At 26.5% G+C, this 15,320-nt stretch carries 12 protein-coding genes, 2 tRNA genes and 2 pseudogenes; 9 read left to right on the forward strand and 7 right to left on the reverse strand.

The annotated features are described in order from the left end of the window. Nucleotides 1-9: 9 nt before the first annotated feature. The 4 genes from DB318_RS01745 (at nt 10) to DB318_RS01760 (ending at nt 1,353) form a co-directional block, all read left to right on the forward strand. Entirely contained in the window at nt 10-408 is a 399-nt protein-coding gene (locus DB318_RS01745; RefSeq protein WP_151060175.1) for a bactofilin family protein, read from the forward strand. Then, on the forward strand, nt 405-1,049 hold the full coding sequence (locus DB318_RS01750; protein ID WP_151074169.1) for a tetratricopeptide repeat protein: 645 nt from the start codon (nt 405-407) through the stop codon (nt 1,047-1,049). Before DB318_RS01745 ends, DB318_RS01750 begins: the two co-directional genes overlap by 4 nt. A 48-nt stretch (nt 1,050-1,097) precedes the next feature. Further along, a tRNA-Lys gene (locus DB318_RS01755) sits at nt 1,098-1,170 on the forward strand. Nucleotides 1,171-1,280: 110 nt separating this feature from the next. Beyond that, a tRNA-Lys gene (locus DB318_RS01760) sits at nt 1,281-1,353 on the forward strand. Between the two features lie 127 nt (nt 1,354-1,480). Here the strand turns inward: DB318_RS01760 and DB318_RS01765 are convergent. The 4 genes from DB318_RS01765 to DB318_RS01780 are packed head-to-tail and all read right to left on the reverse strand — an operon-like array spanning nt 1,481 to nt 6,601. Continuing rightward, entirely contained in the window at nt 1,481-4,282 is a 2,802-nt protein-coding gene (locus DB318_RS01765) for a M16 family metallopeptidase (protein WP_151074170.1), read from the reverse strand. Continuing rightward, the gene (locus DB318_RS01770; RefSeq protein ID WP_151074171.1) at nt 4,263-5,036 is read right to left on the reverse strand and encodes a hypothetical protein; all 774 of its coding nucleotides are present in this window, start codon (nt 5,034-5,036) and stop codon (nt 4,263-4,265) included. The genes DB318_RS01765 and DB318_RS01770 overlap by 20 nt, the downstream gene beginning before the upstream one ends. 15 nt (nt 5,037-5,051) lie before the next feature. Continuing rightward, nucleotides 5,052-5,819 (reverse strand): exodeoxyribonuclease III, encoded by a 768-nt coding sequence (gene xth / locus DB318_RS01775; RefSeq protein WP_151060171.1) that lies wholly within the window; start codon nt 5,817-5,819, stop codon nt 5,052-5,054. Nucleotides 5,820-5,839: 20 nt separating this feature from the next. Beyond that, nucleotides 5,840-6,601 (reverse strand): MBL fold metallo-hydrolase, encoded by a 762-nt coding sequence (locus DB318_RS01780; RefSeq protein WP_151074172.1) that lies wholly within the window; start codon nt 6,599-6,601, stop codon nt 5,840-5,842. 191 nt (nt 6,602-6,792) lie between these two features. Here DB318_RS01780 and DB318_RS01785 point away from each other — a divergent pair, with 191 nt between their 5' ends. From DB318_RS01785 to DB318_RS01800, 4 genes and pseudogenes are all read left to right on the forward strand, one after another. Continuing rightward, complete coding sequence (locus DB318_RS01785) at nt 6,793-8,094, forward strand: hypothetical protein (protein ID WP_151074173.1); 1,302 nt, start codon at nt 6,793-6,795, stop codon at nt 8,092-8,094. Nucleotides 8,095-8,096: 2 nt separating this feature from the next. After that, a complete protein-coding gene (locus DB318_RS01790) occupies nt 8,097-8,711 on the forward strand; it encodes a glucosaminidase domain-containing protein (protein WP_151060168.1) in 615 nt (204 codons plus the stop codon). Further along, nucleotides 8,695-9,504, forward strand: coding sequence for a TIGR02757 family protein (locus tag DB318_RS01795; protein WP_151073573.1), 810 nt, complete (start codon nt 8,695-8,697; stop codon nt 9,502-9,504). The genes DB318_RS01790 and DB318_RS01795 overlap by 17 nt, the downstream gene beginning before the upstream one ends. Nucleotides 9,505-9,675: 171 nt before the next feature. Next, nucleotides 9,676-9,837, forward strand: a pseudogene (locus DB318_RS01800) (aldo/keto reductase); the annotation flags it as partial. On the opposite strand, the pseudogene DB318_RS01805 reads toward DB318_RS01800, so the two are convergent. Continuing rightward, a pseudogene (locus tag DB318_RS01805) lies at nt 9,818-10,619 on the reverse strand (type III pantothenate kinase). The pseudogenes DB318_RS01800 and DB318_RS01805 sit on opposite strands and share 20 nt — an antisense overlap. Beyond that, nucleotides 10,612-12,429, reverse strand: coding sequence for a hypothetical protein (locus tag DB318_RS01810; protein ID WP_151073572.1), 1,818 nt, complete (start codon nt 12,427-12,429; stop codon nt 10,612-10,614). Before DB318_RS01810 ends, DB318_RS01805 begins: the two are co-directional and overlap by 8 nt. A gap of 104 nt (nt 12,430-12,533) precedes the next feature. Between DB318_RS01810 and DB318_RS01815 the strand changes: the two genes are divergently transcribed. Continuing rightward, entirely contained in the window at nt 12,534-12,956 is a 423-nt protein-coding gene (locus DB318_RS01815; protein ID WP_151060164.1) for a hypothetical protein, read from the forward strand. Between the two features lie 472 nt (nt 12,957-13,428). Here DB318_RS01815 and nadE read toward each other — a convergent pair whose 3' ends face one another. Next, nucleotides 13,429-14,967, reverse strand: a complete 1,539-nt coding sequence (gene nadE / locus DB318_RS01820; RefSeq protein WP_151073571.1) for an NAD(+) synthase — start codon at nt 14,965-14,967, stop codon at nt 13,429-13,431. Between the last annotated feature and the right edge of the window lie 353 nt (nt 14,968-15,320).

The following is a 15,320-nucleotide window of genomic DNA, read 5'->3' on the forward strand; positions in this document are numbered from 1 at the left end:
AAATCAAAAATGAATGCTTTAAGTTACAGGCATTCATTTTTAGAGGTTTCAATGAGCATAGATAGCTTAGAATTCGAAGAAAGCAATACTCAAAATGTAATTAAAAAAAATTTTGAATTTGAAGGATATATTGAAAGCAATAAACCAATAATAATAGAAGGAAATCTTAAAGGCTTAATAAACTCATCAAACTCAATCTATCTAAGGGAAAAAGCTAATGTTGAAGCGGAAATAAAATGCCAACACTTACTAAATCATGGAAAAATAAAAGGAAATATTGAGGCTTTAAAAACAATTAAAATCTATAAAACCGGCAAATTAATAGGAAACATTAAAACTAAAGAACTTTTTATTGATTCTGGAGCAATATTTAAGGGGAATTGCGAAATGGAGGATTTTGAAGAATGAATTTTTTTTTTCTATTACAAATAACTTTAATTCTGCTATCCAATTCAAGCTTATTATTCGGACAATCACAGATTAAAGAAAAAGAAGACTCTCTCCTTCTCTATAAAGAAGGAAAATTTAAAGAAGCTATTTTAAATACGTTAGAAGAAATTCGTTTAAATCCTAACAACTTAGATGCTAGAACAATATTGATATGGAGCTTAATAGCTATAGGAGAATACAAAAGAGCTGAAAAAGAAGCGATTGTGGGTCTTGGCATTAAAAAATATGACATAAGAATTATTCAAGCACTAGGAGAAGCTTATTTTTTCCAAAAAAATTATGAAAATGCATTAAAATACTTTCAAGAATATATTAGCCTTGATTCTAAAGGAGCAAGAATAATAAAAGTTTATAATTTGATTGCAGATTGTTTCTATGAGCTAAAAAGATATAATGAAGCGGATTTTGCATACGAATATGCATTGCGATTTGCCCCTAATAATCAGAATTTATTAATAAAGTTAGCAAGATCAAGAATAAATGCAAAAAATAAAATATTAGCAGAAGAAACATTAATTAAACTTCTTACGATCTCTCCTAACAATCTAGAAGCAAAAAATTTACTAGAAGAATTAAAAAAAAGCAACAGTAAACCTTGACATTCAATTTATAAAAATTTATTCTTATTGTTAGCAAATTAATAAAACGGGCTGCTAGCTCAAGTGGTAGAGCAGCGGACTCTTAATCCGTCGGTTACAGGTTCAAGTCCTGTGCAGCTCAAATTGTTAAGTACCTTTTTGGTATAAATTGCCAATTTTTTATGCCAATTTAACTTGACATTATTGGAAATTAAATATATTATTACTTTTGATGGTCGTAAAATGACTTTTGGGCTCATAGCTCAGGTGGTAGAGCAGCGCCCTTTTAAGGCGTTTGTCGTAGGTTCGAGTCCTACTGAGCTCACTTTTGTCCTCTTCGTCTATCGGTCAGGACTCCAGGTTTTCATCCTGGCAAGAGGGGTTCGATTCCCCTAGAGGATGTCTTTTAAAGAAGAATTATATTTAACTTATTAGATTTTACTATACATAAGCTATTCAGGTATTAATAATATTTCTGTTTTTTCCTTAAGATTAATCTTTTTAAAAAGTTTATTTATCAAATCTTTGCTTAGACTTGTTTCTATAAACTTAACACCAAAATTATTTTTAAATACTCCATGCCAAGATAATGATGCCAATATATTTGAAATCCAATAACTATTTTGATCTGAATTTATCTTTGTATTTTTAATATAATTTTTCTTAACATAAGAAAAATCTTTATCATTAAAATCTATTTTTTGCCTTTCGATCATATAGCGATTAATAGAATTTAAAACATTATCCAGCTCTTTAGGCTCAGTAGTAAAAAAAATAGACAAAATACCATCGGAATCTACATATTTTCTTAATTTGGAATCAAAAAAAGCTTGAATTGCATAAACACTAGACATTTTTTCTCTAATATTTTTTATAAGGCCATCCGTTAAAAGATCCGCTAAAGCATTTAAATTTAATGAGATCTCTTCTAAATAAGAGAATTTAAAAGGATAAATCACATAAGCAAAGCTAGTTGAATCTTTCCCCTTCCTTACAACTATTTTATCAAAATTTTTACTGTAAGAGTAATCTAAATCTTTATACTCGCTTATTTTTTTAAAGCTAAGATTACCTAAATATTTTTTTGAATAAGCTTTTATTGTCTGAATATCCGAATCTCCAACAAAGACAAACTTAAAATTATTTGCATAAGTAAACCTTTTCTTATAAAAAGATAAAATATTTTCTTTTGTAAAATACTGTAAATCACTATCTTTTACATCTTCAAATCTAGGATCATTATTGTTTAAAAATTTACTAATAGCTTTTTGAAAATGATATTTAGAGCTATTTTCATTACTTTTTATTAATGCTTTTATATTATTAATAGCATTTTGCAAAAAAACATCATCTATTTTGGGTTCCTTAAAAGTCAAATATATAAGCTCAAAAAGAGTTTTAAGATTTTTTTTATCTGAACTTCCAAAAATATATGATTCTTGAGCTCCAACACCAACATTTAAAGAAACAGCTTTATCTGACAAATATTTTTCAATCTGCAATGCAGAATAATCACCGTACCCTGAACCAGATACTACTTCGGGCGCAAAAGTTAAAACGGGTATAAGTTTTAAATCCTCATTGATTAAACCACCCCAAGAAGTTGCCCTAAAGTCAACTACACCCTTATTTTGATCATTATATTTAAAATAAACTTCAACCCCATTTTCAAGGACAAATGATGAAATTTCATTTTCAAACTCATTTTCTCTAATAATATCTTTATTATCTAAAGACTTCTTAAAAAATTTACCTTCAATTGAAGAGTTTTCATAAGGCTTAAACTCTCTTTTTAAAGCTATCTTTTGAAGATTATTAATGTCTTCAAAAGACAAAGTAGGATGTACTTTCCCATGATAAGAATAAAAAATTGCACAATTTTTCACATCAAACTCTCTTGCTACAAGATTGTTTATTGTCTTTAAATCAATTTTTTCTAAATATTGAAAAGAAAGATCATAATATTCGCTCATATCAAATTTATTAGAACCACTAATAGCAATTTCTATTAAATCTTCAAAAATAGTCCACGAATTTGTTTTATTTATATTATTTTTCCCTAATTCTAAAAATTTGAAGAATTGAGATCTAACTTTTTCAAACTCGCCCTGGGTAAATCCAAATTTTCTTATTCTCTCAAGCTCATAAAAAAAATCCTCTATTCCTTCCTTAAAATAATCTGGATTAAAGTTTAAGGAAATTGATCTTGCAATAATAGTGTTGTTATCTGATTTAAATGAAAAAAAATCTCCATTTGAAACGCCTTTAAAATGCTTTACCCCAGAAGTCTTTAATTCAGAAAATCTATTTTCAAAAAGAGCAGTCAATAAAGACTTTTTAATAGCATTTAAAACGTTATCCTTGGTCTGTTCTACATTGGCAATTCTCTTTTTAAGAAACATTAAGCTGGGCTCCCCTACTTCCAAATCCTCTAAAGGTAAAAACTTATCTTTAAGCTTTACATCTAAATTTACTTTTATCCTTTTAATTTTATCAGTTGGATTTTTCCAAGAAATAAATTGCTTCTTTATTTTCTCTTCAATTTCTCTAGGATCAATATCTCCTACCACAATAACACTTGCAAGTTCTGGCCTATACCACTTTCTATAAAATTTTTTGAAATCTTCTGGTTGAAAAGACAAAATCTGTTCTTCAAGTCCAATAGGACTTCTAAATTCATAAATACTTCCGCTTACCAAAAACTCATACATTTTCTCATAAATTCTTCTAGGATAAGTTTCGCCAAGCCTTTTTTCCTCGATAATAATATTGCGCTCTAAGTCTATTTCTTCTTTCATGAAGCTAATTTGAGAAGCCCAATTCCTCAAAATATTTATAGATTCATCAATTTCATTTTTATTATTACCGTCTGACAAATCAAGTCTATAATAAGTGAAATCAAAACCAGTAGCGGCATTAATATCAGAACCAAATTGCATTCCAAATTTTTTAAGAACATCAACAATGGAATTACCTGGATAATCTTTTGTACCATTAAAAGCCATATGTTCAAGATAATGAGCAATACCTCTCTGATTATCTTCTTCATTAATAGAACCCACATTAAAAACAATCCCCATATTAACAGCATTCTTTGGAATTTGATTTTTATAAATAAAATACCGCAGCCCATTAATAAGCTTTCCCTTTACTAAATTTTTATCTAGCTTTAACTCATTAGAAACACAGGAAAACAAAAAAATTAGAAAAACACTTGTAAATTTACAATAATTTTCAATTCTTTGACAATTCATTTACACGCCCTCTTATTGAATTTATTTTTTCAGAATAAATTTTATTTAATGCTTTTAAAATAGATGAAAATCCAAAATCATTCCAATCTTTTAAACTCTTTAGCTTAGAAACTGGAAATAGTTCATAAAATAAAAACAATAACTCTCCTTTGCTTAATTTTGGAAGATCATTTAAGTAAACGTTTTTATCAAAATCTTCAAGATAAACAAAAGGATTTGATCGCTTATCTAAAAGAAATTTATTTAAATTAGGCATTATAATGCTTTTATTATAAATTTCAATAGTAGTATATTCACTTGGCATATCATTATAAAAATCATTATTCAAAAAAGAATCTAAAATAACAAATTTATTATCCTTAACACCCACATTTCTTCCATCTAAAGTCTTTAAAAGCCCATCCTTACTAATATGAACTAAAGCATTTAAACTCTTTGTAGCATTAAAAATAAGCCTTGCATTGTTATAGACCTTAGATTGTCTTAAATGCTTAATATTACTATCTACTGCTAATTCTTTATCATTTTTTGATAATAAATTTATATTTTTTTCTTCTAACGCCTTATAAGCTAATTCAATATACTTTGAAGCACAACTATTTGCCAAAGTCAGTTGCTCTCTATTTAGCAAATTAATAATAAACAGCAATTCTTCCTTTTCAAGACTACGATAAAAATCAAAATCATTTAAATCAATGCCAAAACTAAAAGTAGTGCTAAATATTAAACAAAAAATTGTAATGTTTTTTTTCAATCTAGCTTCCCCTCTTTAACTAACTATATCAGCCAACTCTAAAAAAACAGGACAATGATCACTTCCCATTACTTTGTCCAAAATTAGAGATTTTTTAACATTTCTCTTAAAAAATTCATTAACAATAAAATAATCAATTCTCCAACCCATATTTCTCTCCCTAGCTCTTGCTCTATAGCTCCACCAAGTATAATAACCAGGCTCCTTATTAAATATTCTAAATGTATCTACATATCCTTTGTTCAAAAAACTATCTAACCAAGTAGTTTCTTCAATATAATATCCAGGAGAATCTCTATTAGAATCAGGATTCATAAGGTCAATCTCAGTATGAGCAATATTAAAATCACCACAAATTACTACATTTTTCCCAGCATTTACAAAAGAATCCATAAGATTCTCAACATAAGATAAAAAATCAAGTTTATAAACAAGTCTTCTTCTTAAAGCTTGAGAATTGGGAAAATAACCGTTAATCAATACAAAATCGTCGTAGTATGCTATAAGACCTCTACCTTCATTGTCAAAAACTTCTTTTCCAAGTAAATTTACAGCAATAGGCTTAACTTTGGAGTAAATACAAACACCACTATAGCCTTTAAGCTTTGACCTTGAAAAATAAGAATAATAATTTTCAAGAATTAAATCCCTTGGCAATTGCTCTCTCAAAGCTTTGGTTTCTTGAACGCATAAAATATCTGGCTTATATTCTTTTACAAACTCAAGGAAACCTTTCTTTAAAACAGCTCTAATTCCATTTACATTCCATGAAATTAATTTCATAAATCCCCTTTAAATTTAAATCAAACATAAATCTTTAATCCATCATAAGCCAAATAGATATTATCTTTTCCCAAATAATCAAATTCTTCATGCATTATATCATGTGCAATATGTGTAAAATAAGAAATTTTAGGATTGATTTTTTTAACCTCACAAAAAGCCTCTGAAAAATTTAGATGAGCAGGATGGGGTTTAATCCTCATAGCATCTATTATAAGTAGATCTAAATTCTTTAAATAATCATAGGACGCTTCAGGAATAAATTTAACATCAGTAAGATACGCTAAATTGCCTATCCTATAACCTAAACTAACTATCTCTCCATGAATCAAAGGAATTGGCACTATCTTTAGACCTTTAAAAAAAATAGGCTCAAAATCTCTAATCACATTGGGAATAATGTCGGCCTTTCCACTTACAGAAGGTTTTGATGAAAAATTATGAGAAAAAGCATTCATTATGTGAACCATAGTAGTATCTCTAGCATAAATGTTTAAAGGAGCCTCCCGTGTATAAAACTTAATATCATCAAGCCCCATAATATGATCATAATGTTCATGGGTGTAAAGCACTAAATCAAGCTTATCTATATTCTCTCTTAAAAGTTGTTGTCTAATGTCAGGACCTGTATCAATCAACAATTTAATGCCAGAAGATAGCTTGAGGAAAAAAGAGCTTCTCAACCTTTTATTTTTCCTAAAACTAGAAACACAGACTCTACAGCTACAATTTAACATGGGAACTCCACTTGAAGCACCAGTTCCTAAAAAGGTTCCAACCATATGTTCCTACCTTTCGCCTGTAACCTTAATCTATTTTAACACAACATTTTATATTAAACAAAAATAAACTCCCTTAATAAAAAACTCCCTTAAATCTAAAATTAAATTAAAACTATTTAATAAGCAATTCTTTAAACTATTTTGGAAAAAACACTTTTATGCTTATAATTATTTAAGGAAAAATTATTTTTATGGATACGCAAATTTATGAACTCATTTTCTTAACCAGCTTTAGCATATTTTTAATAGTAAATTTATTTAATTTTAAAAAAGAATTTACTTATGAAGACTACTTCATAATATTCCCAGGTACATTTTTTATAATAACTTTATACTTCACAGAAATCACTCCATTAATGTTATATATTGGCAGTATATTCTTAATCTTTATGGTAATCATCTTCTTTAAAAACATAAAAACAATAATAAATAGAAGAAGAAGAAGAAGAAATAACAGCAAGCCTATAAAACAATCAAAAGGAATATTTCTTTCAATTTTGCTAAAAACAATTCTTGTAATGCCTGCTATTTTAACTGTTATTATTGCAACCATTTTTTCATACTTAGCGCTTTTTGTAAATTATCCCAAAGATGAAAACAATAACTATCAAATTGGATTCACAAGAATTAAAGATCACAAAAATGATTTAAACTTATCGATTTGGTATCCTGTAAGCTTAACATTGGGCCTAAAAAAACAAAATCCATTTCTTTTGTATGAATTTAATCCTTTTTTCATAAACGAAATGAATTATTTACCAAAACAAAATAATATATATAAAAAAGCCTTTATTAGCGATAATCAAAAAATATATGATTCTATTTTAATTATACTTCCTTATTATTCTCACGATTCAATGTTCAAATCCCTAATCAGCAAGCTTGTTAAAAAGGGAAAAATTGTTTATTTATATTCGCCAAAATATAAACATATGAAAAGCTACGACTTTATTAAAAATAGCCACAAAAGCATATTTAGCTATGTAATCAATAAAAGCATTAGCTATTTAATTGAACCTGTCAATATTCTTAATGAAAAAGCTGATATCGCATCTACTGAAAATGATATTCAAAACATTATTGAACTAGTAAAATCAAGCCAAAATTTAAAATTTTTAAATTCAAAAATGAACCTTAATAAACTAACGTTAATTACAATGGGGAATCAAGCAAATATTGCTAATTTTATCCTTGCTAAAAACACAAACATAACAAAATATATCAATATAGGAGGCAAACCACAAACAATAAAAAATTTAAAAAATTTACAACTAATCCTAAAAGAAAATGAAAAAGAACTACTCCTTATAAAAACTACTAATCCAAATTCTATAAAGCTAATAAACATAAGCAACATTGCAGAAATTTCTGACCTTATTTTTAGCAGAAACTATTTAAAAAGTTTCAATTTTTTAAAAAACAAAAAATCAATGCTATCAAGATTCAATTCTATAGTTACTGAAATTAATAAATTTATTGAAGAGGAAAAATAATAATGATAAAAAAATTCTTGCTATTTACAATGATCAACATACTTCTAACAAGTAAGACTCATAGTAATAAAGAGGTAATCGAAATAAGTACTGAAATACAAAAAGAAAAATATATTCCCTTTTTAATAAGTAGAGGAAAAACTCAACTGGAAGACCTTGTAAAATATACTCTAGAAATAAATCCAGACCTTGACAAAAACTATGTAAATACTATTGCTAAAACCTACATAGACGAATCTTTGATTGAAGGTATTAATTATGACATTGCCTATGCTCAAATGCTACTAGAAACAGGCATTCTAAAATTTAATGGGATAGTCTCAAAAGAACAACACAATTTTTCAGGAATAGGCGCTACTAATCATCTTACAAAAGGAAATTCTTTTTCCAATATTAAAGAAGGGATTAAAGCCCATATTCAACATTTAAAAGCTTATGCATCAAAACAAAATATTAACTCAAATATGGTTGATCCTAGATTTTATCTTGTTGAAAGAGGATCTGCTCCAACAATATATGATTTAACTGGAAAATGGGCAAAAGACAAATTTTACGATAAAAAGCTTAAAAAAATATTATTAGAACTATTAGAATATAATAATGCAAATAAAAGCTAAAAACTCACTATATGATTTTCTAGAAGAAATATATCTAAAATACAATAAAAAAAAATTTATACATCCTGATCCTTTAGAATTTTTATATAGGTATAAAAAAAAAGAAGACATTGAACTTGTAGGCCTAATTAGTTCTTCATTGTCACTTGGAAGAGTAGAAAAAATTTTAGAAGCAATAGAGAGAATACTCAAACCACTTGGCAAATCTCCTTCTGAGAGCCTTAAGCTAATAAATGAAAAAGACTTAAAAGAAATGTTTAAAGGATTTGTTTATAGATTCTTTAAAGAGGAAGACATTGTAAGGCTACTATATACCCTCAAGACAATAAAAGAACAGCATCATACGCTTGAAAATCTTCTTCACAGTATTTATTATAAAAATCAAAATTTTATACTTAGTATAGATGAACTAATAAAGCATATGGAAAAAATAAATGGAAGAGAATTTGGAATGTTACTTCCAAAGCCTTCAAAGGGAAGTTCTTGTAAAAGACTTTTTTTATTCTTAAGATGGATGATACGAAAAGACGCCGTAGATTTAGGTATTTGGAATAAATTCAATCCCAATAAGCTTATAGTGCCAATGGATACTCATATGACAAACATTGCATCAAAACTATTTAAAATCAAAGAAATAAAAAACGTAAATCTTAAAAAAGCAATAAAAATCACAAGCTATTTTTCAAAAGAAAATAACGAAGATCCTGTAAAATATGATTTTTCTTTAACCAGGTTTGGAATAAATAGAGATTTTAATAAAGAAAAATTACTAAAAAACATTGATAAACTATAAAGCTTTCGTTAAAAACTATTTGAAATAAGAACTACTTAAATTATTGAAATAAAACACTAATATAGCAATAAAATAAAAAGGAAAATCTATAAATAATCTTAAAGAAAAGATAAATACTTATAGCTGATTATGTAGATATCTACTATACGCTGGACTAAAAGCGATTTTGACCTTATAGTAGGGTTTAGCAAGGAAAGTTATGTAGAATTAAACTTAAATTCATTTAAAGCGAAAATTAATGACAAACCATACAAAAAAATTACATCAATCTTAGATGATTTTAATCATCTAACAAAAAGTTTCCCAAATTTATTTAATAAAAATTCCAATTAATAAACTTAAAAAACAATAGAATTTCCTAAAATTCTAACACCTTCTACAGTTAAATGAATATTAAAAATAAACTCTATTTCAATTAGTGGCAAAAGTAGGCTTGCATTACCTCCAGTAATTATCAAATTAAATTCTTTTTTATACATCTTTTTAATATCCTGGTAAACACCTTCTATTAAATACTTATATTGATAAAACAAACCGCTATTTACACTCCCAGACGTAGTTCTTTCTAAAAGATTGCTAGGAGTACTTATGGGGAATTTCTTCAAAAGATATGCATTATCTAATAAAGAATTAAAATTTATTAAAGGACCAGAATTAATAAGACCGCCAAGTATTCCATCCTGCCTACTAACAGCAAAAATAGTACAAGCTGTCCCAAGATCTACTACCAAAACATTTTCCAATAAATAATTTTCAATGGCTGCAACCAGATTAGCAAAAACGTCAGAACCTAACAAAAATTTACCACTTTTGTAAGGATTAAATGTTAAATCATATTTTAAATCAAAACTAACAAACAGGGAGTTTATCTTAAAAAAAGAAAAAATGACTTTTTCAAATATCCCGTTAAGAACAGGAACAACACTACTTATAAAAACTCGACTTACATTAAAATCAAAATTTTCCTCAAAAAAACTATAAACCTCATCGTGTCTTAACATAAGATTTGTTTTCATTTTAATAAATAAATCAATTTTATTATTCTTAAATACAGCAAAAGCAATGCTGGTATTCCCAATATCAATGATCAATTCTGATAATAAAGGCTTATTCATAAATATTTATTTTTTTTGGAGCTTTGTCAAATCTTAATAAAAGATTAACGATTTTCTTTTTCTTAGGTGTTGCTTTAATGACCAAAATTTTATTCAAAGGATAATACTTCCAACCATCAGAATATGTATAAAACTTATAATCTGTAAACCAATCAATTTCCCTAAATCTAACTAAAGTTGGATTTAAAATATTCCCAAAAAATATATAGTTTGAATAATTAATCTCTTGATCAAAATCAATTACAACCTTGGGATTAGTAATTTCACGATTTAAAACCCCAGACGCAGCATATATCCATCTAATAGATTCATGTCCAGTAATGAAAATAAATTGGGGCATATATTGATTATCAATAATATCAGAATAATAGCTTTCATAAGGAATTCCTTTGACATGATCACTAATTAAAGAATAATAAATCATATTAAATGAAAGCTTTAATATTAAATTATCTTTCAAATAAGATGCTATTCTTTTAAGAACACCAGAAATCTTTAATACATATTCAACAACATCAGATGAATTAATATTATTATTATTTAAAATATACACTTTTCCTTCATCTGTAACACCAAATAAAGTAAATACAAACTTATAAAGCTCCTTTTTAAAATTTAAATAAACAAAATCATCATTGTTAATCTTAAGAAAAGTAAGATAATTAGAGAGAATGTTATATACTTGGCTAAAATCAAAATTAGAACTTAATATTTTTTTAGGATCTTTGAGAAGATTTAAAGCATCATTTAATTTGGAAACATTTTCTGATAAAAAAATTTTTTCCAAAAGACGAGAATCCTCCTTTAAATAAACAATAAGTCTGTCTTTTTCAAGAGAGTCAATAAAAGTTTTATTTCTTGATAAATAAGAAAAAAATTTATCAATTTGATCTGAATTAGCATAATAATTTAAACTTAAATAAGTAAGTTTATGTTCATTTTTAACCAATAAAGAATCTAATTTTAAAAATATTGATTCGTAATCTCCTCTAATTAAAGATTCTGCTAAAAAACAAACCATTAGATTTTCATCAAAGCTATAAGCTCCGTACTTAAGCCATCCTCCCTTTGAAACATTAAAATTAACAGGATTGTTCCAAAAATCATAAGCACTTTGTCTAAAATTATTTAAAGTATCATTAAAAATTTTATTATCCACCTCTTTAATTTTTGAATGAATAACAGAATGGTCTAATATATTAGTTGGATTGCTATCTATAATGGAACTTGGAATATTTTTCTTTGGTGACTTGATATAAATAGCATTACCAATTCTAAATGTTGCTCGAGGAAAAATTAAAATATCTTTTTCTCTTAGCTTTACATTTTCTCCTAAAAAGACTTTATATTCCAAATTATCTCCTTGTCTTATTGAAATATTAGACTTATCAAATAAAACTTCATAATGGTCTTCAACTTCATAGCTTAACAAAAAGCTCTTAGAAAGATTTGATTCAATAATAAAATTATTTTCTGAATCAAACAAAAATCCTAGAAAAATATTATTCTCAAAATAAACATAAATGCCTATGTCTTGCACTTTATAAGAGATAGGTAAAAGATTTAACCCAGTTTCTAAAACAATAAGTGGATTAAGTTTGGACAAAAGTATTCTAAGTCCTCTAACATTAACAACAATATCATTTAAAATATATTCACTATTTTCAACCTTATTATTTACTTCTAATTTTATATCTTTTAGAAAAAATATATTTAAGTTTAAATTCCTAAATTGTAAAAAAATAACAACAAATAATATTAAAACACCAAGCAATAAATTAAAAGCTCCTGCCCTTAAAAACCCTTTCATATGATGATTCTAATCATAAAAAATCAAAATATCAATATTGATTGAATAAAAACAAAAAAAATAATAAAATGTATAGGTTGGTTATCTGAATGGGAGTGAAATTTATGAAAATTCCTAAGAATTATATTCCAGGAACAAATCCTTACAAGTCTTTACCTAAAAAGCCTGTTATTGAAAACAAAAAAAAAATTACTAAAAAACAAGAGCAAATTAATTTAGAAATTATGAAATCGCAAGAGCGTATTTTGAAGTTATATATGAGACGCTTGCAAAAAAAAGATCAAATAACTCTTCAAAATTTTATTCTAGAAGGACATAAAGTTGGTTCCAAAATTTTCAACAATTTACCAAAAACATTAAAAGAAATAATAGCTTTAATGAATATAGAGTCATTGAAAGTGCTAAAAAAAAATACAAAAAATCCAATTAAAATGCTTTACATAAAATTTTCAAGCTGGACCTTAAATAAGCTAATAAAAACACTCGACATTGAATCTAATAAAAATAGAACTATAAAACATAAATAACAATTTAAAAATTCTTTTTAAGAATCTTACTTATTAAATTTTTTATTTGCGACTTTCCTTACAATGTCTATTATTAATTTACTATCAGAATAAATAAAAAAATCTTTCAAGGACCATCTTTTTGCTTATGAGGCTATAAAATGTACATTAAATCTGAGGATATCTAATGTCATTTTATTGCTACAATAAAATTTACCAACCATGTCTAATTTACTTCCAATAGCTAAGTCCTAAAAGAAAAATAGGCCTTATAAGAACATGTAAAAAGCATAGCAAAAGGATAAACACAAAATCCATCAATATGAATATGAGAATAAATATTAAGATTAAATGACCTTACAATAAACTTTGAAACTGCAAGCAAAGCTGTAGATATTGTAACATTCAGAATTAGTAAAAACAAACTTATTAAAAGCTTTTCTTAAAAAGATAGTTACCAAAGAATTCAAAAAACTAAGCACCCTTAATAATTTCAAACCATATTATTTAAAATAGGAATTGAAAGTTCAAATCCAAAGGTTTTTTTTGAAATCTTAACTATAGGAGCTCCTTGTCTTCTTTTGTATTCATTTTTAAAATAAAGATTTAAAACTTTATCAACTACACCTTTTTCAAAATTAAGATAAATTGAATCTAGAGATTCATTGTCAATCAAATATTTATTTAAAATAAAATCAAGAACTTCATATTTTGGAAGATAATCACTATCTTTTTGATCAGCCCTTAACTCTGCCGAAGGCTCCTTTAAAATAATATTGGTAGGAATACATTGGTCAAACTTTGCATTAATATACTTTGCAAGATCATAAACCTCAGTCTTAAAAAGATCTCCAATCAAAGCAAGTCCCCCACAAGTATCCCCATAAAGGGTACAATATCCAACTGCAATCTCGCTTTTATTACCAGTATTTAAAAGTAAAGAATTTTGAGAATTACTATAAGACATTAATAAAAGTCCCCTTAACCGCGCTTGTAAATTTTCTCCAGTAACGCCTTTAACATCAAAATACCCTTCAAAAAATCTACTACTTACCTCAAACAAGTCTTTTATTGGCATTTCAATCAATTTAAAACCTAATTTTCTAGAAAGCTCTTTAGCATCAGAAATAGAATCTGTTGATGAAAATTTACTAGGCATAGAAATTCCAGTAACATTCTCAGAGCCCAAAGCAAAACATGCAAGACACGCAACAAGAGTAGAATCAATACCCCCGGATAACCCAAAATGCACTTTAGAAAATCCCGAACAATAAATATATTCTCTTAAGACAAGAGATATTGCTAAAATAATCTTTTCAAAAAGCTCATTACATGCATCAAATTTCAAATCTTGAAATGCATCATTAGATATAAAATCAAATTCAAAACCTTTAGCTTTTTTCATCTTTCCAAAACTATTAATAAAAAAGCTACACCCATCGTAAACTGCAGAATCTTCAACTCCATAAAAATTTGAATAAACAACCTCCAAATTATTCTCAACAGCAACTTTCTCAAAGAATTTTAGCCTAAGATTATTCTTTTCCTTAGTAAAATAAGATTTGGACGGTATTATTAAATACTGAGCCTGCTTTAAATTCTCACCAAATTCAGGACTCAAGTCTTCAAACAATAAAGCATCCTCAAAATTTAATACAGCAAATACAGTGTCCTTATAAGTAAAAAAACTGGGTAAATTGCATTGTGATACAGTTAGAATAACTTTATGATTACTAATGACAGAAACAACATCTACAAATTTACCACCCCCCTTATAAACACTATATCCAAAAACAATTAAAGTGCTCTCATTAACCTGTTCTCTCATAAATTCAATGCACTTACATATATTTTGAGAATACTTAGAACGAACAAAAAGCCCATCATACTTAGCCTTGCTTAAAAACATAGAGGGGAAAACTAAAACGTCTGATCCCCTTTGCAAGGCTTTCTCATAATTAATTTTAAAATCAGAAATACATTCATCAAAATCTAAAAATCTATATTTCGTTTGAGCAATGCTTATTTTCATAGGTAAATAATAAGCAATAATACATCAAATTACAACAAAAAAAAGTTTAATGCCTTGCAAAGCCAATGCTCATCTATATTTTAACAATACCCTGAAATTAGGAAGTATATATAGACACACCAAAAACAAATAAAATCAAAAAATGATATCAAAAATATTTTTATAAATAATAAAAAAATAAAATTTTTTATTTTGACAAAAAAATACACACCGACATTTTATTGAATAACAATATGTATCAATACAACACTATTACTAAAAGCTTAAGAAAAATATATATCTTGCAAATGCTCAAAATGAATCAATTTTGATAAATTCTGAGAAAGAAAAAAATTTGTAAATTTTTTTTTAAA

The organism is [Borrelia] turdi (assembly GCF_008828755.2).
Classification (GTDB): Bacteria; Spirochaetota; Spirochaetia; order Borreliales; family Borreliaceae; genus Borreliella; species Borreliella turdi.

Coding starts and splice junctions, on each gene's coding strand:
- DB318_RS01745 (WP_151060175.1), top strand. CDS start 10: ATGAATGCTTTAAGTTACAGGCATTCATTTTTAGAGGTTTCAATGAGC.
- DB318_RS01765 (WP_151074170.1), bottom strand. CDS start 4,282: ATGAATTGTCAAAGAATTGAAAATTATTGTAAATTTACAAGTGTTTTT.
- DB318_RS01795 (WP_151073573.1), top strand. CDS start 8,695: ATGCAAATAAAAGCTAAAAACTCACTATATGATTTTCTAGAAGAAATA.
- DB318_RS01750 (WP_151074169.1), top strand. CDS start 405: ATGAATTTTTTTTTTCTATTACAAATAACTTTAATTCTGCTATCCAAT.
- DB318_RS01780 (WP_151074172.1), bottom strand. CDS start 6,601: ATGGTTGGAACCTTTTTAGGAACTGGTGCTTCAAGTGGAGTTCCCATG.
- DB318_RS01815 (WP_151060164.1), top strand. CDS start 12,534: ATGAAAATTCCTAAGAATTATATTCCAGGAACAAATCCTTACAAGTCT.
- nadE (WP_151073571.1), bottom strand. CDS start 14,967: ATGAAAATAAGCATTGCTCAAACGAAATATAGATTTTTAGATTTTGAT.
- DB318_RS01785 (WP_151074173.1), top strand. CDS start 6,793: ATGGATACGCAAATTTATGAACTCATTTTCTTAACCAGCTTTAGCATA.
- xth (WP_151060171.1), bottom strand. CDS start 5,819: ATGAAATTAATTTCATGGAATGTAAATGGAATTAGAGCTGTTTTAAAG.
- DB318_RS01810 (WP_151073572.1), bottom strand. CDS start 12,429: ATGAAAGGGTTTTTAAGGGCAGGAGCTTTTAATTTATTGCTTGGTGTT.
- DB318_RS01790 (WP_151060168.1), top strand. CDS start 8,097: ATGATAAAAAAATTCTTGCTATTTACAATGATCAACATACTTCTAACA.